General features: G+C 72.2%; 22 protein-coding genes. 14 read left to right on the forward strand and 8 right to left on the reverse strand.

The features are described from left to right. Window positions 1-3 precede the first annotated feature (3 nt). Window positions 4-1776, forward strand: coding sequence for a cytochrome c biogenesis protein ResB (resB, locus tag CHF15_RS26205; RefSeq protein WP_089226347.1), 1773 nt, complete (start codon window positions 4-6; stop codon window positions 1774-1776). Continuing rightward, a complete protein-coding gene (gene ccsB / locus CHF15_RS26210; protein ID WP_089226348.1) occupies window positions 1773-2855 on the forward strand; it encodes a c-type cytochrome biogenesis protein CcsB in 1083 nt (360 codons plus the stop codon). Before resB ends, ccsB begins: the two co-directional genes overlap by 4 nt. 17 nt (window positions 2856-2872) lie before the next feature. Here ccsB and CHF15_RS26215 read toward each other — a convergent pair whose 3' ends face one another. The 3 genes from CHF15_RS26215 to CHF15_RS26225 are packed head-to-tail and all read right to left on the reverse strand — an operon-like array spanning window position 2873 to window position 4701. Continuing rightward, window positions 2873-3826, reverse strand: a complete 954-nt coding sequence (locus CHF15_RS26215; RefSeq protein ID WP_089226349.1) for an isopenicillin N synthase family dioxygenase — start codon at window positions 3824-3826, stop codon at window positions 2873-2875. After that, window positions 3823-4269: a nucleoside deaminase gene (locus tag CHF15_RS26220; RefSeq protein WP_089226350.1), complete on the reverse strand. Its 447-nt coding sequence runs from the start codon at window positions 4267-4269 to the stop codon at window positions 3823-3825. The genes CHF15_RS26215 and CHF15_RS26220 overlap by 4 nt, the downstream gene beginning before the upstream one ends. A 21-nt stretch (window positions 4270-4290) precedes the next feature. Continuing rightward, window positions 4291-4701, reverse strand: a complete 411-nt coding sequence (locus tag CHF15_RS26225) for a PLD nuclease N-terminal domain-containing protein (RefSeq protein WP_089226351.1) — start codon at window positions 4699-4701, stop codon at window positions 4291-4293. Window positions 4702-4789: 88 nt separating this feature from the next. Here CHF15_RS26225 and CHF15_RS26230 point away from each other — a divergent pair, with 88 nt between their 5' ends. Continuing rightward, window positions 4790-6241 (forward strand): menaquinone biosynthesis decarboxylase, encoded by a 1452-nt coding sequence (locus CHF15_RS26230; protein WP_089226352.1) that lies wholly within the window; start codon window positions 4790-4792, stop codon window positions 6239-6241. Continuing rightward, a complete protein-coding gene (gene mqnP, locus CHF15_RS26235; RefSeq protein WP_089226353.1) occupies window positions 6238-7161 on the forward strand; it encodes a menaquinone biosynthesis prenyltransferase MqnP in 924 nt (307 codons plus the stop codon). Before CHF15_RS26230 ends, mqnP begins: the two co-directional genes overlap by 4 nt. A 29-nt stretch (window positions 7162-7190) precedes the next feature. Here the strand turns inward: mqnP and CHF15_RS26240 are convergent, their stop codons facing one another. The 3 genes from CHF15_RS26240 to CHF15_RS26250 all read right to left on the reverse strand — a co-directional run bounded on the left by CHF15_RS26240 (window position 7191) and on the right by CHF15_RS26250 (window position 9719). Next, window positions 7191-7787: a DUF4870 domain-containing protein gene (locus CHF15_RS26240; protein WP_089226354.1), complete on the reverse strand. Its 597-nt coding sequence runs from the start codon at window positions 7785-7787 to the stop codon at window positions 7191-7193. Between the two features lie 43 nt (window positions 7788-7830). Beyond that, window positions 7831-8475: a rhomboid family intramembrane serine protease gene (locus CHF15_RS26245; protein WP_375815859.1), complete on the reverse strand. Its 645-nt coding sequence runs from the start codon at window positions 8473-8475 to the stop codon at window positions 7831-7833. A 92-nt stretch (window positions 8476-8567) separates the two neighbouring features. Then, window positions 8568-9719 (reverse strand): hypothetical protein, encoded by a 1152-nt coding sequence (locus CHF15_RS26250; protein WP_143681636.1) that lies wholly within the window; start codon window positions 9717-9719, stop codon window positions 8568-8570. Between the two features lie 23 nt (window positions 9720-9742). On the opposite strand from CHF15_RS26250, the gene CHF15_RS26255 reads away from it, so the two are divergent. From CHF15_RS26255 to CHF15_RS26280, 6 genes are all read left to right on the forward strand, one after another. Next, complete coding sequence (locus CHF15_RS26255) at window positions 9743-10432, forward strand: UbiX family flavin prenyltransferase (RefSeq protein ID WP_089226356.1); 690 nt, start codon at window positions 9743-9745, stop codon at window positions 10430-10432. Between the two features lie 81 nt (window positions 10433-10513). Beyond that, complete coding sequence (locus CHF15_RS26260) at window positions 10514-10969, forward strand: Lrp/AsnC family transcriptional regulator (RefSeq protein WP_018558776.1); 456 nt, start codon at window positions 10514-10516, stop codon at window positions 10967-10969. Window positions 10970-11016: 47 nt separating this feature from the next. Continuing rightward, window positions 11017-12180, forward strand: a complete 1164-nt coding sequence (mqnE, locus tag CHF15_RS26265; RefSeq protein ID WP_089226461.1) for an aminofutalosine synthase MqnE — start codon at window positions 11017-11019, stop codon at window positions 12178-12180. Window positions 12181-12325: 145 nt separating this feature from the next. Beyond that, window positions 12326-12844: a GNAT family N-acetyltransferase gene (locus CHF15_RS26270; RefSeq protein ID WP_089226357.1), complete on the forward strand. Its 519-nt coding sequence runs from the start codon at window positions 12326-12328 to the stop codon at window positions 12842-12844. Between the two features lie 109 nt (window positions 12845-12953). Beyond that, the gene (locus CHF15_RS26275; RefSeq protein WP_089226358.1) at window positions 12954-13253 is read left to right on the forward strand and encodes a DUF4229 domain-containing protein; all 300 of its coding nucleotides are present in this window, start codon (window positions 12954-12956) and stop codon (window positions 13251-13253) included. A gap of 45 nt (window positions 13254-13298) precedes the next feature. Continuing rightward, window positions 13299-13931: a TetR/AcrR family transcriptional regulator gene (locus tag CHF15_RS26280; protein WP_089226462.1), complete on the forward strand. Its 633-nt coding sequence runs from the start codon at window positions 13299-13301 to the stop codon at window positions 13929-13931. Here the strand turns inward: CHF15_RS26280 and CHF15_RS26285 are convergent. Both CHF15_RS26285 and CHF15_RS26290 read right to left on the reverse strand, forming a co-directional pair. Further along, complete coding sequence (locus CHF15_RS26285) at window positions 13928-14782, reverse strand: MaoC/PaaZ C-terminal domain-containing protein (protein ID WP_089226359.1); 855 nt, start codon at window positions 14780-14782, stop codon at window positions 13928-13930. The genes CHF15_RS26280 and CHF15_RS26285 overlap by 4 nt on opposite strands. Window positions 14783-15259: 477 nt before the next feature. Then, window positions 15260-15463: a cold-shock protein gene (locus CHF15_RS26290; protein WP_018558781.1), complete on the reverse strand. Its 204-nt coding sequence runs from the start codon at window positions 15461-15463 to the stop codon at window positions 15260-15262. Window positions 15464-15806: 343 nt separating this feature from the next. Here CHF15_RS26290 and CHF15_RS26295 point away from each other — a divergent pair, with 343 nt between their 5' ends. The 4 genes from CHF15_RS26295 to CHF15_RS26310 all read left to right on the forward strand — a co-directional run bounded on the left by CHF15_RS26295 (window position 15807) and on the right by CHF15_RS26310 (window position 20181). After that, window positions 15807-16643 (forward strand): menaquinone biosynthetic enzyme MqnA/MqnD family protein, encoded by an 837-nt coding sequence (locus tag CHF15_RS26295; protein ID WP_179279971.1) that lies wholly within the window; start codon window positions 15807-15809, stop codon window positions 16641-16643. Window positions 16644-16834: 191 nt separating this feature from the next. Continuing rightward, window positions 16835-18517: a serine/threonine-protein kinase gene (locus CHF15_RS26300; protein ID WP_089226361.1), complete on the forward strand. Its 1683-nt coding sequence runs from the start codon at window positions 16835-16837 to the stop codon at window positions 18515-18517. A gap of 51 nt (window positions 18518-18568) precedes the next feature. Further along, the gene (mqnC, locus tag CHF15_RS26305; RefSeq protein ID WP_089226362.1) at window positions 18569-19768 is read left to right on the forward strand and encodes a cyclic dehypoxanthinyl futalosine synthase; all 1200 of its coding nucleotides are present in this window, start codon (window positions 18569-18571) and stop codon (window positions 19766-19768) included. 8 nt (window positions 19769-19776) lie between these two features. Then, the gene (locus CHF15_RS26310; RefSeq protein ID WP_089226363.1) at window positions 19777-20181 is read left to right on the forward strand and encodes an imidazolonepropionase-like domain-containing protein; all 405 of its coding nucleotides are present in this window, start codon (window positions 19777-19779) and stop codon (window positions 20179-20181) included. Window positions 20182-20265: the final 84 nt, after the last annotated feature.

The following is a 20265-nucleotide window of genomic DNA, read 5'->3' on the forward strand; positions in this document are numbered from 1 at the left end:
TCCATGAGCTCCAAAGACACCGCGGGGGCACCCCCCGACGCGGCGGCGGACGCCGGTACCGACCTCGGCGCGGCCGGCGCACAGCTGTCGACCGCGCCCGTCGAGGACCTCGGGCAGGCCGTCCCCGGCTCCTTCGGAGGCGTCCGCGGGCCGGGCACGGCCGGCGCGCTCGCCTGGACCGGCCGCGAGGCCGGGGGCTGGGTGCGCTGGACGTGGCGTCAGCTCACCTCGATGCGGGTGGCGCTGATCCTGCTCTTCCTGCTGTCGCTGGCCGCCGTCCCCGGTTCGCTGGTGCCGCAGACGAGCGTCGACGAGATCAAGGCGCAGAACTTCAAGGACGCCCACACCACGGTGGCGCCGCTGTACGAGAAGCTCGGGCTGTTCAACGTCTACAGCTCGGTGTGGTTCTCGGCGATCTACATCCTGCTGTTCGTCTCGCTCGCCGGCTGCATCGTCCCGCGCAGCTGGCAGTTCGTCGGCCAGCTCCGCGCCAAGCCCCCGGCGGCGCCGCGCAACCTCACCCGGCTCCCGGCGTACGCGACCTGGCGCACCGAGGCCGAGCCGGAGGCCGTGCTCGCCTCCGCGCAGCGCCTGCTGCGCGGCCGCCGCTTCCGCACCCAGACCGTCGGTTCGGCGGTCGCGTCGGAGAAGGGCTTCCTGCGTGAGGCCGGCAACCTGCTGTTCCACGTCGCCCTGTTCGGGCTGCTGATCTCCTTCGCGGTGGGCGGGCTGTTCAAGGCCGAGGGCGGCAAGCTGATCGTCGAGGGCGACGGCTTCAACAACACGCTCACCCAGTACGACGACTTCAAGCCGGGCACCTTCTACAACGCGGACGACCTGGACACCTTCGGCTTCAAGCTGGACGGCTTCAACGCCTCGTACGCGCGCAGCGGCCCCCAGAAGGGCACCCCGCGCACCTTCCGCGCCAACATCCGCTACTGGACGAGCCCGGGCGGCAAGCAGACGAAGACCGCGATCGAGGTCAACGAGCCGCTGGAGGTGGGCAGCTCCAAGGTCTACCTGATCGGCCACGGCTACGCTCCCGTCGTCACCGTCAAGGACGGCCAGGGCAGCGTCGTCTTCCAGGGCCCGGTCCCCTTCCTGCCGCGTGACGGCAACCAGACCTCGCCCGGCGTGATCAAGGCGATGGACGTCCGCGACCACGCCGACCGGAAGACCCAGTACGCCTTCCAGGGGATCTTCACTCCGACCTTCGCGCTGGACGCGCAGCAGGGCCCGCACTCGACCTTCCCGGCCCTGGACTACCCGGTGCTGGCCCTCACCGCCTACCACGGCGACCTGGGCGTGGACGCGGGCCTGCCGCAGAACGTGTACCAGCTCGACACCAAGAAGATGAAGCAGTTCAAGGACGCCGAAGGCGAGATCCTCAGCGAAATGCTGCGGCCGGGCGACACCCTCGCGCTGCCCGGCGGCGACGGCTCGCTCACCTTCGACGGCGTCAAGACCTGGGCCACCTTCCAGGTCTCCCACCAGGTCGGCAACGGCTGGGCGCTGGTCAGCGCCGTGGCCGCGATCGCCGGCCTGGCCGGCTCGCTGTTCATCCAGCGCCGCCGGGTCTGGGTGCGCGCGGTGCGCGGCGACGACGGCACCACCGTCGTCGAGCTGGCCGGACTCGGCCGCAGCGAGTCGGCGCGGATCGCCGACGAGCTGGGCGAACTCGCCGACGGCCTCACGGCCACGGCCCCGCCGCTGCCCGCGGCGGACCCCGAAGCCTCAGAAGAACCCCTGCCCCATGACGAAGGAGCGCGCGCGTGACCATCGCTGCCGCGGTCAACGAGAACGTCGCCCACACCAGCAACCTGCTGATCTACTCGGCGATGGCGGTCTACACGCTGGCCTTCCTCGCGCACATCGCGGAATGGGTCTTCGGCAGCCGCAGCAAGGTCGCCAGGACCTCCGCCGCGCTCGCCCCCGCCGCCGGGTCCGCACCCGCGGTCACCGTGACCGTGAAGCAGGACGGCGGCACCGCCACCCTGGCGCGGCCCGAGGTCGTCACCCGGGCCTCCGCCAGTGACCGCGGCTTCGCCGACGGTCCCGGCGCGGCCGGCGACACCGAGCAGGGCGACCTCTACGGCCGGATCGCGGTGTCCCTGACCGTGCTGGCGTGGGCGCTGCACGTGGGCGGTGTCGTGGCCCGGGCGGTCTCGGTGCAGCGCGCCCCCTGGGGCAACATGTACGAGTTCTCCACCACCTTCGGCGCCACCGCGGTCACCGCCTACCTGGTGCTGCTCCTGCTGGGCAAGAAGGTGCGCTGGATCGGGCTCTTCCTGACCACCTCCGTGCTGCTCGACCTCGGCCTCGCCGTCTCGGTCCTCTACACCGACAGCGACCAGCTGGTCCCGGCCCTGCACTCGTACTGGCTGTGGATCCACGTCTCCTGCGCCATCATCTCCGGCGCGGTGCTCTACCTGGGCGCGGTCTCGAACGTGCTCTACCTCTTCCGCGACCGCTACGAGACCGGTCTCGCGGCCTCGGGCAGCGGCAACGAGGGCGCCTGGGCGAGCATCATGTACCGCCTGCCGTCGGCCGCGAGCCTGGACAAGTTCGCGTACCGCGTCAACGCCATGGTCTTCCCGCTGTGGACGTTCACGATCATCGCCGGCGCGATCTGGGCCGAGGCGGCCTGGGGCCGCTACTGGGGCTGGGACCCCAAGGAGACCTGGTCCTTCATCACCTGGGTGGTCTACGCGGCCTACCTGCACGCCCGGGCCACTGCCGGCTGGAAGGGCCGCAAGGCCGCCTATCTGGCGTTGCTCGCCTTCGCCTGCTTCCTGTTCAACTACTACGGCGTGAACATCTTCATCACCGGCAAGCACTCCTACGCCGGCGTCTGACCGGCACCGGCCCGGGCTCAGCCCAGGCCGATCGCGTCCAGCTTCGCCCGCAGGTACGTGTGCGAGTCCACCGGCTCGTACGCGTGCCTGCCCACGGGCGCGGGCAGCGGCGTGACGCGGGTGCCGGGGTCGCACTCGTAGAACCACACCAGCGACATCAGCTCCTCCGCCGGCACGTCGGCCGGCGGGGGCAGCACGCGGTGCCGGCCCGAACGCCAGCGGTCGCCGGTCCAGCGGGCCATCAGGTCGCCGATGTTGACGGTGAAGGAGTCCGGGGCCCAGGGCGCGTCCTGCCAGCCGTCCTCGTCGGTGTGGACCTGGAGGCCGCCCCTGCCCCGCTGGCGGTCGAGCACCGTGACCGTGCCGAAGTCGGTGTGCGGGCCGATCCTGAACTGGCCTGGCTCCGGCGGCCCGACCACCTCTGTGCCCGGGTACCAGTTGATGTTGAAGCCCCAGGTGGGATGGCGGGTGTGCCGGGTGAAAAGGTCCCCGGGGCCGCCCAGGGCGGCGGCCAGCAGCTCCAGCAGGTGGTCGGAGAGATCGCGCATCCGCGCCACGTACGCGTCCACCAGCGGCCGCAGCCGCGGCGCCTCGTCCGGCCAGACGTTCGGCAGGAACCACTCGGCGTCCACCGCCGGGTCGCCGCTCGGCTCCTCGGCGGCGAACGACCAGGACTCCTTCAGGTCCGCGGGGGTGGCCGTGCCCTCCGCGTAGCCGTTGGCCTCCGCGCCGGGGCCCAGCCAGCCCCGGCCGCCCACCCGCACCGCGTACGGCTCCTTGACGGCGGCCGGCAGCCGGAAGAAGCCGCGGGCGGCCTCCCTGATCGCGGCGCGCAGTCCCGGGTCGACGCCGTGCCCGGTGACCAGCAGGAAGCCGGCCGAGCACAGCGCCTCGTCCACGGTGGCGGCGATGCGGGCCCGGGCGGCGGCGTCACCGCCGAGCCAGGGCCCGAGGTCGATGGTGGGGATCACGCGCCGATGTCCTCGTTCCACAGGTCGGGACGGGCCGCGACGAAGTCCGTCATCAGGGCGACGCACTCCGGGTCGTCCAGCAGGACGATCTCCACGCCGTGCTCCGCCAGCCAGTCGTGGCCGCCGTGGAAGGTGCGGGCCTCGCCGATGACCACCCGGGAGATCCCGAACTGCCGGACCAGGCCGCTGCAGTACCAGCACGGCGACAGCGTGGTCACCATCGTCGTACCGCGGTAGGTGCGCTGCCGCCCGGCGGCGCGGAACGCCGCCGTCTCGCCGTGCATGGACGGATCGCCGTCCTGTACACGGCGGTTGCGGCCGCGGCCCAGCACCGTGCGGCCGTCCGGGCCGTACAGCGCCGCCCCGATCGGGATACCGCCCTCCGCGAGGCCCGCGCGGGCCTCCGCGACGGCCGTCGCCAGCATCGTCCGCGCGTCGTCCATGACGCCCAGTGTCCCGCAGGATCAGCCGCGGGGCTGGTTGTCCTGGCCGTCTCCGGAGCCGCTCTCGCGTTCCCGCAGCTCCTCCTCGCGGCGCCGCAGGTCGGCCTCCCAGCTCTTCAGCAGCTGCTCGTCCTTCTTGTTCTCCTCGCGGAGCGAGGACAGGAACTCAGGGTTGTCGTCGGGCGCGACCCACTGCGTGCGGTGGTTGCGGTGCCACTCCGAGGGCGTGCTCCCGCTCGCCGGGGCCGTGCGGTGCTTGCCGGCCACCAGCCAGGCGATCGGGCCGATCAGCACCTCGCCGAAGAGCAGGATGACGATGACCCAGACGACCTTGGGGAGGCCACGCACCTGCTCCTCGGGCGTGTTGAGGCAGTCGATGAAGGCGTAGATCCACAACGCCAGCACCAGCAGGAACGGGATGTACCGGATCATCGCGGAGGTGCCCCCCAGGCAGCGGCGGCGGGGCGCGGCAGGGCCCCGGTGACGGGTACAGGGTAGTCCGTGCCGGATACTGGACCGCATGGCTTACGACGATCTTCGCTCGCTGCTGAGGGCCCTGGAGAAGGAGGGGGACCTCAAGCGCGTCAAGGCAGAGGTCGACCCGTACCTGGAGGTCGGTGAGATCGTCGACCGCGTCAACAAGGCGGGCGGCCCGGCGCTGCTGTTCGAGAACGTCAAGGGCTCCTCGATGCCCCTGGCGATGAACGTCTACGGCACCGACCGGCGGCTGCTGAAGGCGCTCGGCCTCAAGTCCTACGCCGACATCGGCGACCGCATCGGCGGGCTGCTCAAGCCGGAGCTGCCGCACGGCTTCGTCGGCGTGCGCGAGGCCTTCGGCAAGCTCGCGGGGATGACGCACGTACCGCCGAAGAAGGTGAAGGACGCCCCCGTCCAGGAGGTCGTGCTCACCGGTGACGACGTCGACCTGGACGCGCTGCCCGCACTGTTCACCTGGCCCGAGGACGGCGGCTCCTTCTTCAACCTCGGCCTGACGCACACCAAGGACCCCGAGACCGGCGTCCGCAACCTGGGGCTGTACCGGCTGCAGCGGCACGACCGCCGCACCATCGGCATGCACTGGCAGATCCACAAGGACAGCCGCAACCACTACCAGGTGGCCCAGCGGCGCGGCGAACGCCTGCCCGTGGCCATCGCCTTCGGCTGCCCGCCCGCCGTGACGTACGCCTCCACCGCGCCGCTGCCGGGCGACATCGACGAGTACCTCCTCGCCGGCTTCGTCGGGGGCAGGCGCGTCGAGATGGTCGACTGCAAGACCGTGCCGCTGCAGGTGCCCGCCCAGGCCGAGGTGGTCCTGGAGGGCTGGCTGGAGCCCGGGAAGATGCTGCCCGAGGGGCCGTTCGGCGACCACACGGGCTTCTACACCCCGCAGGAGCCCTTCCCGGCGCTGACCATCGACTGCGTGACGATGCGCAGGCGTCCGCTGCTGCAGTCCATCGTGGTGGGCCGGCCGCCGACCGAGGACGGCCCGCTGGGCCGGGCCACCGAGCGCTTCTTCCTGCCGCTGCTGAAGGTCATCGTGCCGGACATCGTGGACTACCACCTGCCGGAGGCGGGCGGCTTCCACAACTGCGCGATCGTCTCGATCGACAAGAAGTACCCCAAGCACGCCCAGAAGGTCATGCACGCCGTCTGGGGCGCGCACATGATGTCGCTGACCAAGCTGATCGTCGTGGTCGACGCCGACTGCGACGTGCACAACCTGCACGAGGTCGCCTGGCGGGCGCTGGGCAACACCGACTACGCCCGCGACCTGTCGGTCGTCGAGGGTCCCGTGGACCACCTCGACCACTCCTCGTACCAGCAGTTCTGGGGTGGCAAGGCGGGCATCGACGCGACCCGGAAGCTGCCCGAGGAGGGCTACACCCGCGACGGCGGCTGGCCCGAGATGGTGCTCTCCGACCCGGAGACCGCCGAGAAGGTCGACCGCCGCTGGAAGGAGTACGGCCTGTGAGCGCCGAATCCGCGACCCCGGATCTCTTCGGACCCTCTCCCCGCCCGGACGGCAAGGTCCGGGCGTTCCTGCGGCTGGTGATGATCGAGCACTCGGTCTTCGCCCTGCCCTTCGCCTACATCGCCGCGCTCAGCGCGATGTTCGCCGAGGACCGGTCCGTCCACTGGTGGCAGCTTCTCCTGATCACCGTCGCCATGGTCGGCCTGCGCACCTTCGCGATGGCCTGCAACCGGATCATCGACCGCGAGATCGACGCCCGCAACCCCCGCACGGCGGGACGCGAACTGGTCACCGGCGCCGTGTCGGTGCGCTCGGCGTGGACCGGCGCGCTGATCGCCGTGGTGTTCTTCCTGGGCGCCGCGGCGCTGCTCAACCCGCTGTGCCTGGCGCTGGCGCCGATCGCGGTGGTCCCGATGGTGGTCTACCCGTACGGCAAGCGGTTCACGGACTACCCGCACGCCATCCTGGGCCTCGCCCAGGCCATGGGCCCGGTCGGCGCCTGGCTCGCGGTCTCCGGCTCCTGGTCGTGGGACGCCGTCGTCCTCGGCCTCGCGGTGGGCGTGTGGATCGGCGGCTTCGACCTCATCTTCGCCTGCCAGGACGTCGCCGCCGACCGCGCCCACGGGGTGCGCTCGGTGCCGGCCCGCTTCGGCGTCGACGGCGCGCTGTACGGGGCGCGGGTGAGCCATGTGGTGACGACCGTGCTGCTCGTCTGGTACGGACTCGCGGTCGGTGCCGGGGCCTTCTGGTGGGTCGGCATGCTGATCGTGGGCGGCGCCTTCGTCTACGAGCACAGCATCGTGAAGCCCGGCGACCTCAGCAGGCTGAACCGGGCGTTCTTCACGGTCAACGGCTTCATCGGCATGGCGCTGTTCCTCTGCGCGCTGCTGGACCTCGCGGTGCGCGGCCTGGGCGTCTGACGCCCGGGCCGCGGCCGGGCCGCGACCGCTCAGCCGCGCACGAACGGCAGCGCGAAGAACTTCGGGTAGCTCCACCACTGGCCGCCGTTGGCCTTGGTGCTGCCGACGATGCAGAGGATCAGCCCGGCCAGCAGGTGCAGCACCGCCAGGGCCAGCAGGCCGAAGCCCACGACGGGCAGCCAGCCCGGTCCGCCGTCGTCGTGCGCGGCAAGGCTGACCAGGCCGCCGACGTAACCGGCCACGGCGAGCAGGCCCACGATGGCCGTGGTGATGCCGTAGTTGATCGCCTGGGCGGCGTGGTGCCGGATGAAGGGGTCGTGCTTGTTGTGCTGGTTGGAGCGGATGACCAGCGGGGTCACCCAGGCCAGAGCCCAGCCGATGCAGCACATGCTGCTGCCCGCCACCAGGGTGAGCAGTGCGCCCAGGTGGGCCCACATGGCCGGCGTGGTGGGCGGCCGCATCGGCGGGGGCGGGTACGGCAGCGGCCCGTGCGCGTAGCCGTGGCCGTGGCCGTACGGGGGCGGCGGCGGCATGGCGTGGGGACCTTGTGCAGGTCCCTGCTGCGGCGGCACGGGCGGTGCCGTGTCCCGCGGTTGTACGTCCTCGTGCTTGCTGAAATCGGTCATGGAGAACCGCCCCCCGTCGCTTCGTCCCCGGGATCCTACGGCGTCATCTGATCAACCCGTCGGCGGGGCGGTCCCGGAAGAGGAACGCGCCCACGACGCCGCCGACGAGGCCGAAGAGGTGGCCCTGCCAGGAGACCCCCTGCGCGGTGGGCAGGACCCCCCACAGGATCGAGCCGTACGCCACCGCGACGATCAGGCCGACCGCGATGTCGATCAGGCGCCGGTCGACGAAGCCGCGCACCAGCAGGTAGCCGAACAGGCCGAAGACGACGCCGGAGGCGCCCGCGGTGTTGGTGTGCGGCGGGGCCACCAGCCAGACCCCGCCGCCGCTGGTCATGATGATGACGAAGACCACGCTCAGCATGCGGCCGATGCCGCGCAGCCCCGCGAGGAAGCCCAGCACCAGCAGCGGCAGGCTGTTGGCGGCCACGTGGTCGAAGCCGAAGTGGATGAACGCGGCCGGGATGATGTCGCGCAGCTCGCCGAGCTGCTGGGGCACGATGCCGAAGGTGTCGAGCGCGTGATGGGTCATCACGTCCACGCACTCGATCAGCCAGAGCAGCCCCACCCAGATGAACATGACCGCCGCGGCGGTCTTCGCACGCTCTCCGGGACCCGGCACGGCGCTGCCGCGGACGCGCCGCCGGGCGTCGCCGGCGTCGTGTCCGGCGACGGGTTCGTACGCCACAGGTCCCCCCTCGTGGTTGTCCACCGCCCGCCCGTGCGGCCGGGCTTCCTCACGGTAGACAACGACAAGGGCATCGTTGGCGGTTCCCGGGCCTACTCGTCCATTCCGCCCATCATGAACTGCATCATGGCGCCCATGACGTCCTGCGGGTTGAGCGGGGTGGCGCCGGCCGGGGCGGCGACGGGCGCCGCGTCGGGGGCGAAGCCGACGGTCAGCGGCAGCGCGCCGTGGATCTCGTCGCCGGAGTCGAACTGGTCGAGGTCGAGGCTGATCCCGGACAGCGTGCCGTCCTTGACGGCCACGTCCACGGTGACGTCCTTGTCGGGCACGTCCTTCAGGTCGGAGGGCGCGACCCCCTCGGGCAGCTGGTCCGCCAGCGGCTCCAGGGCGTCGGCGAGCGCGTCGGCCGTCTTCCCCGCGGGGACGGTGACCTTGACGATGTCGGCGCCGTCCTTGCCGCCGGCGTCGGCGAACCTCGCGTTGCGCTCCAGGGCCCGCCGCAGTGCCTTGGTGATCCGCTCCTGCGTCCCGGCGTCCAGTTGCGGGGTGTCAGGGAGCGGCGATCCGGCCGGGCCGGCCGCCGCCATGCTCCGGGAGAACTCCTGGAAGGCCGCGGGGTCGACGGAGATCCACTTGCCGCCGAGCGCGTCCTTCACCGACTTGTAGGAGGAGGGCAGCTCGTCCGCGGCGTCGAGGAACTTCCGGAAGCCCTTCAGGTCGCCCTTGCTCTGGGCGGAGCCGAGATCGTCCGCGAGCGACAGGAACTGCTGCACGTCCACCCGCAGGTAGGCCTCCTTGCCCGACAGGCTGCGGATCTCCAGCAGGTCCCCGTCCCGGCCGAGCGAGACCCGCAGCGCCACCGAGGCGCCCTCGGCCTTGACGTCCTTGATGTCCTTCAGCGGCCCGGCGGCGCTCACGGACAGCGAGACGTCGAGACCGGCGAGCATCTTCGCGTCGGCACGGGTGAATCCGTCCGAGCCCTTGAGCGCGGACCAGAGCTGCTGCTCGCCGCCGTCGAAGCCCACGGACACCGTGACGGCCTTCTGCTCGCCGAGCCGGTCCAGCGCCCGCTGGACCTTGGCACCGGCGCTGAGGTCGCCGGCGGTGCCGCAGGCGGTGGCGGTGGTGGCGATGAAGGCGGCACAGCCGACTGCGGCGATGCCCTTGCGCGTGGCGTTGATGGTGTTCTCCTTGGTCGGTACACGAACACCAGGAGGACCCATGAGGTGGCCGGAAGGTTGCACGAGCGGCCGGATAGGCTCGCGGCATGGACGACAGCGAGCGCGGGACACCGTGGGTGGTCGGGGTCTCCGGGGCCTCCGGGACGCCGTACGCCGCGGCGGTGCTGCGGGCGCTGCTGCACGCCGGTGAGGCGGTGGACCTGGTGGTCAGCCGGGCCGCCCGGCTCACCGTCCTGGACGAGACCGGGGCGCCCTTCCGGGACGCCCACTGGCGCGAGGACCTGGCGCGCTGGCTGGCCCGGGGCGCGGACGGCACCCCGGACCGGTTCGAGACCGATCTGAGCCGGGTGCGGTACTGGTCCGCCGGGGACCTCGCGGCGGGGCCGAGCTCGGGTTCGTACCCGGTCAGGGGGATGCTGATCGTGCCGGCGAGCACGGCCTGCGTGGCGGGCGTCGCCCTCGGGCTCTCCAAGGACCTGCTGCAGCGGGTGGCGAGCGTCACCCTGAAGGAGCGGCGGCCGCTGGTCGTCGCCGTGCGGGAGACGCCGCTCGGCGGCCAGACCCTGCGACACCTGGTCGCGCTGGACGAGGCGGGCGCCGTGGTGCTCCCGGCCTCGCCCGCCTTCTACGCGGGGGCCAGGGACATCCAGGACCTGGTCGACTTCGTCGCGGGCCGGGTGCTGGACGCCGTACAGGTCCCGCACAAGCTCTACCGCCGCTGGGAGGGCGAGCTGGGCGCCGCCGGTGCCGGGGCCGGCGGGGCTGCAGCGGATTGATGCGCAGGGCACATCCCCGTGGATGCCTTAGATTCTTGTCCTGACAGCTCAGTCGCGGCATGAATGAAGGGGTCCAGTCTGATGGACGCGGTGGACAGGCAGCTCATCCAGGCCCTCCGTGAGAACGGCCGGGCCTCGTACGCCGAGCTGGGCCGGCTGGTGGGCCTGTCCGGACCGAGCGTCACCGACCGGATCAACCGGCTGGAGCAGGCCGGGGTGATCACCGGCTACCGTGCCACGATCCACCCCGCGGCCCTCGGCCTCGGGGTGACCGCGCTGGTGGGCCTGCAGCTCAGCGACGCCGCCGACCACGAGGACGTGGCCACCCGGCTGCGCGACCTGGACGAGATCGAGGACTGCTGGTTCATCGCCGGCGACGACTCCTACATGCTCAAGGTGCGGGTCCCCGACGTGGACGGCCTGGAGCACACCATCCGCCGGCTGTCCGGCACCAAGGGCGTCGCCCGCACCCGCACCACGGTCGTGCTCTCCACGAAGTGGGAGAACCGGGTCGGGGAACTCCCCGAGAGTATCTAGGCGTAAGGTCGAACGGTCGATTTCGGATGGTGAAGGCGAGGCGGACGATGGACGCGGGGCTCAAGCGCGAACTGGAGGAGAAGGTCTACGCGGGTGAGCGGCTGACCCGCGAGGACGGCATCGCCCTCTACGAGTCCGACGACCTGGCCTGGCTGGGCGGTCTCGCCCACCACGTGAGGACGCGGAAGAACGGTGACGTCGTCCACTTCAACGTCAACCGCCACCTCAACATGACCAACGTCTGCACCGCCTCCTGCGCGTACTGCTCCTTCCAGCGCAAGCCGGGGGAGAAGGACGCCTACACGATGCGCATCGAGGAGGCCGTCCGGCTGGCGAAGGAGATGGAGGGCGACAACCTCACCGAGCTCCACATCGTCAACGGCCTCCACCCGACGCTGCCGTGGCGCTACTACCCGCGCTCGCTGAAGGCGCTCAAGGAGGCGCTGCCGGACGTCTCGCTGAAGGCGTTCACCGCCACCGAGATCCACCACTTCGAGACGATCTCCGGGATGAGCGCGAGCGAGATCCTGGACGAGCTCATCGAGGCCGGCCTGGAGTCGCTGACCGGCGGCGGTGCCGAGATCTTCGACTGGGAGGTGCGGCAGCACATCGTCGACCACCGCACCCACTGGGAGGACTGGTCGCGCATCCACCGGCTGGCGCACGAGAAGGGCCTCAAGACCCCGTGCACCATGCTGTACGGGCACATCGAGGAGCCCCGGCACCGGGTGGACCACGTGCTGCGGCTGCGCGAGCTGCAGGACGAGACCGGCGGCTTCCAGGTCTTCATCCCGCTGCGCTACCAGCACGACTTCGTGGACCTGAAGGACGGCAAGGTCCGCAACACCCTCCAGGCGCGCACCACGATGGCCAGCGGCGCCGAGGCGCTGAAGACCTTCGCGGTCTCCCGGCTGCTGTTCGACAACGTGCCGCACGTGAAGGTGTTCTGGGTCATGCACGGCGTGCAGACCGCCCAGCTGGCGCTGCAGCACGGCGCGGACGACATGGACGGCTCGGTCGTCGAGTACAAGATCACGCACGACGCCGACAACTACGGGACGCCCAACAAGCTCACCCGGGACGACCTGCTGGAGCTCATCCAGGACGCGGGCTTCCGTCCCGTCGAGCGCAATACCCGGTACGAGATCATCCGCGAGTACCCGGGTCCCGACGCGGCGCGCCGCGAGTCGCCGCAGCCGATGCGCGTGTGAGACCGCCTGAACGACGGGACCGAGGGTGCGCCGCCGTGTGACGGCGGCGCACCCCGGAGTGCCGAGGCCTCGCCTTAACCCCGATGTCGTCCGGCGTCCGGACGCCCGTCGAGTGCTGTCAGCCTCGATGCCTAGGGTGTGCGCCATGGCACTGCGCTTCACCCTCGACCCCGAGCTCACCCCCGGTCTGCGGGAACAGCTCGTCTCCTTGTGGACCGACGTCACCAACGCGGGCGGCGCCGTCGGCTTCGTCGCGCCCGTGACCCGTACCGACGTCGCCCTCGAAGCCGAACGGCACTACTCGGCGCTGTCCGAGGGCAGGGCGCACATGGTCGCCGGGTTCGACGGCGACCGGCTCGCCGCCACCTCCTTCCTCACCTTCAACACCCACCGCCTGATGCGGCACTGGGCCTGGCTGTTCACCGTCATGGTCGACCCGTCGCTGCAGGGCCGCGGGCACGGCTGGGAGCTGATGCAGGCGGCGGAGCGGGCCGGCCGAGACCTCGGCCTGGAGGGGCTGAAGCTCACCTGCCGCGGCGGCATGGGACTGGAGCGCTTCTACGCCTCGGCCGGCTACAAGGAGGTCGGGCGCGTCCCTGCGGCGATACGCGTCGCCGCAGGTGACGACCGTGACGACATCACGATGTGGCTCCCGCTGACCTGACCGCCGCGGGCCCGTGCTTCACTGATACGGGTACGTCCGGTACGTCCCGCAGGCCGGAACGAGGGAAACGAAGGAAGTGGCAACGACCGTGAGCTGGAAGCCGAGCCCCATGCTGCGCTACTCCCTGATGCGTCTCTGCCTGTTCGCGGCCTGCTTCCTGGTGATCTGGGGCCTGGTCTACGTCCGCGTACTGCCCTCCGGCCTCGGCGACTCCAACCTGCTGTGGGTGATGCTGCTCGCGCTGGTGATCAGCGCGCCGCTCAGCTTCGTCGTGCTGCGCGGAGCGCGCGAGGCGGCCTCCGTGCAGGTCTCCGCGCGCGTGGAGCGCACCAAGGCGAACCTCGCCGCCAGCGCCGCCCAGGAGGACGAGGCGGACGACGCCTCGCGCGCGGCGGCGCAGAGCAGCTGACACACCCGGGGGCCGGGGGGAGGGGGCGGGGTGACCCGCAGGCGCGTGCCCAAAGAGGTCCGCGAACGGCAGATGCTCGACGCGGCGGTCGCCACCTTCGGACGCCTGGGCTACCGGGCCGCCTCCATGGACGGGATCGCCGAACGGGCGGGCGTCAGCAAGCCGTTGCTGTACCTCTACCTGAACTCCAAGGAAGAGCTCTTCACCGCCTGTATCCGGCGTGAGGCCGCCGCCCTGGCCGCGGCGGTGACCGGCGCGGTGGACGCGGGGGAGTCCCCCGAGCGTCAGCTGTGGGGCGGGCTCCTCGGCTTCTTCACGCACACCGCCGACCACCCCGACGGCTGGGCCGTCCTCTACCGTCAGGCGCGCACCACCGGCAGGCCCTTCGCGGCCGAGGTGGACGTCCTGCGCGAGGGCCTCGTGGAGTACGTGGCCGGGCTGTTCGCGGCCGCCGCCCGTGACGCGGGCTGCGACGCGGCGCTCGTCGGGCGCGAGGTCACCGCCCTCGCCCACGCGCTGGTCGGCGCCGCGGAGTCGCTGGCCGACTGGGCAGGCGGAGCGCCGCCCGCGTCCGGCGAACGTCCCGAGCCCAAGGACACCGCCGCGACCCTGATGGACTTCGCCTGGCCCGGCCTGGAGGCCCTGCTCGCCCGTGCCCGGACGCCCGGCACGACCTAGGGACCGACGGTTCCGGTGAGGTGGATCCGGTCCCCGGAGCGGACGGCGAAGTTCCGCACCCGGCCCGGCCCGGAGGCGTCCCCCTCCGAGGCCGCGTAGGTGACGGTGCCGGGCAGCAGGACGGGAGCCCTGAACTCCGCCCGCAGGGTAAACGTTTCGGCGTCCGCGGGGACGGCCTCCGCGGCGCAGCGGGCGACGGTCCACATCCCGTGGGCGATGGCGCGCGGGAAGCCGAGCGGCCGCGCGGTCAGCGGGTGGAGGTGGATCGGGTTCCAGTCGCCGGACACGGCGGCGTGCCGGCGCCCGAGGCCGGCGGGGAGCCGCCACTCCGCCACGGCGGGCAGTCCCGTCCCCTCGGCGGGCGCCGTGCCGCCGCCGACCGTGCCGCCGCCTTCCGCGGCGGCCGTGCGGGTCCGCGCGAGGTAGCCGCTGCGGTCGCGCCAGACGACCTCCCCGCCGACGGACGCCTCGGTGACGACCACGACCTCGACGCCGCGCCGGTGGAGGCGCAACTCCTCGGCGTGGACGGCGATGTCGGGGCGGTCGCCGGGCAGCAGCGGGCGCCGCTGGACGATCTCGATCCACGTGTGCACCAGGCCGAGCAGCGGCAGCGGGAAGCTCCGCCGGGCCATCAGCCGGGCGGCGAGCGGGAATCCGAGGACGTGCGGATACGTCGGCGGGAGCCGTTCCGCAGGGGCGAAGCCGCACACCTCGGCGTACGCGGCGAGCCGCTGCGGGTCCACCCGGACGGCCTGCGCGGTCGCCCGCTCGGCGGGCAGCGGCGCGTCGGCGGCCGGGCGCTTGCCGAGGCCGGTCAGTACGCCTCGGGCGAGGGTGAGGATCAGGGGCATCGTGGGTTCCCGCGGGGTCGGTGGGCGGTCGTGGACGGGCGGACGATGCCCCGGCCCTGAGTGAGATTACCGAAAGTAACGCTCACCGGTCGTCCCCGGTCCTCGCAGCGGCAGCGGGTATCACCGGGGACGGCGTGGTTCCGGTCCCCACGGCGCCGCCCCGGGCCCGGACGGCGGTCCCCGTGAAACCGCAGCCCGGTTCCGGCCGGCCGTGGGCGACGCGAATTCCCGTTTCCCGCGCGGAGTCCAAACGCTGCTTCACCGTGTTATCCGTGGAATTCACGGAGTAATCGGTCCATCTCGCCCGCCCCGCCCGGAAAGCCGCGCCGCACGGCGGTCGCAAACGACTTCGCACACGAGATCGAATCGCTTTATGGCGCGCTCCGCCCGCGGGCGCACGCAAAAGGCAGGAGCCCCGCACGACTCGTGCGGGGCTCCTTGGGTACTGCTCGTCGGTTACTGCGCGTCAGTCCGCGATCAGGCGGGGACGACGTTCTCCGCCTGCGGGCCCTTCGGACCCTGGGTGACGTCGAAGGTCACCGCCTGGTTCTCCTCCAGCGAACGGAAGCCGGAGGCGTTGATCGCGGAGTAGTGGACGAAGACATCGGGGCCGCCGCCGTCCTGGGCGATGAAGCCGAAGCCCTTCTCGGCGTTGAACCACTTGACGGTTCCGGTAGCCATAAGCCCTCCTTGGGCCAAAGGGTTGCCCTGCTCCAGAACCTGCCCTGCTCACTGCAAGAAGTCTGAAAACTACAAAAGCCCGCGGTCACATGCTCCGCAGGCTCTGTACTGCAAGGGAAACCAAACTGCAACTTGCGAAGACAGTAGCACGGAGCATCTGCGGCGGGGAAGAGCGACAAGATCCGATTTCGCACGCGCCGCGCGAGGCCCGGACGCGGAGTGAACGCCGTGCCCGCCCCCGGCCGCCCCGGCGTGGGAGGCGGGGACCCGCCTGAAGTTCACCTGGGCGGGGGTCTAGCCTCCTGATGTGGACAAATCTGCGCCTCTTCCATCCGCCAGTGGTGTGCGCCGGACCCGGCCCCGCGTCGGGCACATCCAGTTCCTGAACTGCGTGCCCCTTTACTGGGGACTCGCCCGAACGGGTGCCCTGCTCGACCTGGAGCTGACCAAGGACACGCCCGAGAAGCTCAGCGCCCAGCTCGTCTCCGGGGACCTGGACGTCGGTCCGATCACCCTCATGGAGTACCTCCGGCACGCCGACGAACTGATCGCGCTGCCGGACATCGCCGTCGGCTGCGACGGCCCGGTGATGTCCTGCGTGATCGTGAGCCAGGTCCCGCTGAGCGCCCTGGACGGCGCCCGGGTCGCCCTCGGCTCCACCAGCCGCACCTCGGTCCGCCTCGCCCAGCTGCTGCTCGCCGAGCAGTACGGGGTCGAGCCCGAGTACTACACCTGCCCGCCCGACCTCTCGCTGATGATGCAGGAGGCCCAGGCCGCGGTCCTGATCGGCGACGCGGCGCTGCGCGCCTCGCTGCACGACGCGCCGCTGCTCGGCCTGGAGGTCCACGACCTCGGGCTGATGTGGAAGGAGTGGACGGGGCTGCCCTTCGTCTTCGCCGTCTGGGCCGCCCGCCGCGACTACCTGGCGTCCCTTCCCGGTGTGGTGCACGAGGTGCACCGGGCCTTCCTCTCCTCCCGCGACCTGAGCATGGAGGAGGTCGAGAAGGTCGCCGAGCAGGCCGCCCGCTGGGAGGCCTTCGACGCCCGCACGCTCCAGCGCTACTTCACCACCCTGGACTTCTCGCTCGGTCCCGAGCAGCTCACCGGCATCGCCGAGTTCGCCCGCCGGGTGGGCTTCCCGGAGCAGGCGCGCGTCGAACTCCTGGGCGCCGGGAGCTGACGCCCGCCGCGGGCCGGCGGCACCCCGCCGCCGGCCCGCGCCCCGTCCGGCGGGCCCACTACGATCGGCGGCAGCCCCGGCCGCGGCGCCGGGCGCCGGATCCGCTCCGGCGCCCGCAACGAAGGCCGGGGTGACCACGGCGGCCACGGGTACAACTCCACTGACCTTCCGCACCGGCGAGAGGCGCGCAGATGCAGCCCCTGCAAGCGAACGACCCCCCGTCGATCGGCCCGTACCGTCTCCTCGGCCGGCTGGGTGCCGGCGGGATGGGCCGGGTCTACCTGGGGCGCAGCCCCGGCGGCCGGACGGTGGCCGTGAAGGTGGTGCGCTCCGAGCTCGCGGACGACCTGGAGTTCCGCACCCGGTTCCAGCGCGAGGTCGACGCGGCGCGCCGGGTCGGCGGCGTGTGGAGCGCGCCGGTGCTGGACGCCGACACCGACTCGCCGGTGCCGTGGGTGGCCACCCGCTACGTCGCCGGTCCCGCCCTGTCCGAGGCCGTCGCCACCTTCGGGCCGCTGTCGCCGCAGGGCGTGCGGGCGCTGGGCGCCGGACTCGCCGAGGCACTGGAGGCCGTGCACGGCCGGGGGCTGGTGCACCGCGACATCAAACCGTCCAACGTGCTGCTCTCGCTCGACGGTCCCGTGCTGATCGACTTCGGCATCGCCCGTGCCATGGACGCCACGGCCGCCCTGACCAGCAAGGGGGTGGTCGTCGGCTCGCCCGGCTACATGGCGCCCGAGCAGGTCACCGGCAGACCCACCGGCCCCGCGGCCGACATCTTCGCGCTCGGCGCGGTGCTGGCCTTCGCCGCGACCGGCAGCGGCCCCTTCACCGGGGACAGCGCGGCCGTCCTGCTCTACAAGGTCGCCCACGAGGAACCGGAACTCGACGGCGTCCCCGAGGAGTTGCGCCGGATCGCGGAGTCCTGCCTCGCCAAGGACCCCGCGGTGCGCCCGACGCCGCGCCGGCTCGCCGAGCTGCTGGCACCCGGCGGCGACGCCGCGTCGCTGGTGCGGGCCGGCTGGCTGCCGGCCCCGCTGACGGAGCGCCTGGGGCGGCAGGCCGTCGAACTGCTCGACCTCGAACCCACCCCGCACCCGGGCCCGGCCGCCGGCGACCCCGGCGGGACCGCCGGGGGGCCGGGCGGCGGCCACGGCTCGTACGGTTCGCACCCCTCGTACGGTTCGCACCCCTCCTACGGATCGTTCGGCCCGCCGCCCTCGCTGACCGAGCCCCAGGACGCACCGCCGTTCGCCGCCACGCCGCCGCCCGCCCCCGCCCCGGGCCGCCGCGGGCGCGTCGCCGCGCTGGCCGCGACGGGGATCGTGCTGGTCGCGGCCGCCGTGACCCTGGCGCTCGTGCTGCCGGGACTCCTCGACGGCTCGAACCAGGCCAAGGGCGGCGAGCGCACCCCCTCGCGGAGCGCGGGCTCCGGGACCACTCCGGCGTCCTCGGCCGCCTCCTCGCCCTCGACCCCGTCCTCGCCGGCGGCGTCCGAACCGCGCCTGGACGCCGTCCCGAAGGCCTTCGCCGGCACCTGGAAGGGCGACACCGTCACCGCCAACGGAGTGCCGGGGACGATGGAGATCACCCTGCGCGAGGGCAAGGTCGGCGCGGTCGTCGGCCGGGACAAGAGCGTGCTGGACCTGCTCGGGCAGTCCTACGACTGCAGCGGCGACTGGAAGCTCGCCGTGGCCACCGAGAAGAGCGTCGTGCTCGACACCAGCGGCGGCACCAACCCGCATCCGGGGATCTGCTCCGACGGCTCTGCCGACGAGCGGTTCACCCTCAACGCGGACGGCTCCCTGCACTACCGCTCGGGCGACTCCCTGGCCGGTCGGCCGGAAGGGGACCTCAGGAAGCAGGGTGGCTGACCCCCTGGCGTAGGCTGAGCGGGTCCGTCACACCCCTCGGAAGGATGCCCGGTGAGCGAGAACGCCGACCTCCAGTCCGTCCTCGACCGCGCCGCCGACGGCGGTCGCATCACCCCCGAGGAGGCGCTCGACCTCTACCGTTCCGCGCCTCTGCACGCCCTCGGCGCCGCCGCCGACGCCGTGCGCCGCCGCCGCTACGCGGGTACCGAGCACATCGCGACGTACATCATCGAGCGCAACATCAACTACACCAATGTCTGCGTGACGGCGTGCAAGTTCTGCGCCTTCTACGCCGCGCCCAAGGACACCGCCAAGGGCTGGACCCGCGACCTCGACGACATCCTGCGCCGCTGCGCGGAGACCGTCGAACTCGGCGGCACCCAGATCATGTTCCAGGGCGGCCACCACCCCGACTACGGCGTCGAGTACTACGAGAAGCACTTCAGCGCCATCAAGCAGGCCTTCCCGCAGCTGGTCATCCACTCCCTCGGCGCCTCCGAGATCGAGCACATGGCCCGCATCTCCAAGGTGCCGGTGGACGAGGCCATCACCCGCATCCACGCCGCGGGCCTGGACTCCTTCGCGGGCGCCGGCGCCGAACTGCTGCCGGCCCGCCCGCGCAAGGCGATCGCCCCGCTGAAGGAGAGCGGCGAGCGCTGGCTGGAGATCATGGAGACCGCGCACAAGCTCGGCGTGGAGTCGACCTCCACGATGCTCATGGGCACCGGCGAGACCAACGCCGAGCGCATCGAGCACCTGCGCATGATCCGCGACGTCCAGGACCGTACGGGCGGCTTCCGCGCCTTCATCCCGTACACCTACCAGCCCGAGAACAACCACCTGAAGGGCCGGACCCAGGCCACGCTCTTCGAGTACCTGCGGATGATCGCCATCGCGCGGATCTTCCTGGACAACGTCGCCCACATCCAGGGTTCCTGGCTCACCACCGGCAAGGAGGTCGGCCAGCTGTCGCTGCACTACGGCGCCGACGACCTGGGCTCGGTGATGCTGGAGGAGAACGTGGTCTCCTCGGCCGGCGCCAAGCACCGCTCCAACCGCATGGAGCTGATCCACCTGATCCGCGCCGCCGGCCGGGTCCCCGCCCAGCGCGCCACGACCTACGAGCACCTCGTCGTCCACGACGACCCGGCGAACGACCCGGTCGACGACCACGTCGTCTCCCACCTGTCGTCGACCGCCATCGAGGGCGGCACGGCGCACCCGGAGCTGAAGCTGCTCAGCACCTCCTGACCCCGCCGATGCTGACGATCCATTCCGGGAGCGACGGCACGGCCCTGGTGGCCGACGGCGGCCTCATCGCCGCCGTCGGCCCCCTCGACGCGGTACGGGCGGCCCACCCGGGCGCACGCGTCCGGAGCTGGCCCGGCGCGCTGCGTCCGGGCCTGACCCACGAGGGCGAACTCCCGCCGGCCCCCACCCCGCGCGAACGCGTGCACGCCCTGCTGCTGCGCGGGGTCACCGCCGTCGCCACCGCCCCCGCCGACCCCGCGCTGCGCTCCGCCCTGGACCGCAGCGGGCTGCTGCCGGCGCGCCAGGCCCCGCCCCTGGAGCCGGGCGCCAGGGCGGACTTCGCCGTCTTCGACGAGCACGGCGCCTGCCTCGCCACCGTCGTCGCCGGCCGGCTCCTGCACCGCAGGGCCTGACCGCCCACGCCGGCCGCGCCGTACGGCGTTCCGCGACCGGGGCCGGGGCCCCTGCGCGGGGCGCGGGGCCGCCGGGTGAAGAAT

The sequence above is a fragment of the Actinacidiphila glaucinigra genome, from assembly GCF_900188405.1.
Classification (GTDB): Bacteria; Actinomycetota; Actinomycetes; order Streptomycetales; family Streptomycetaceae; genus Actinacidiphila; species Actinacidiphila glaucinigra.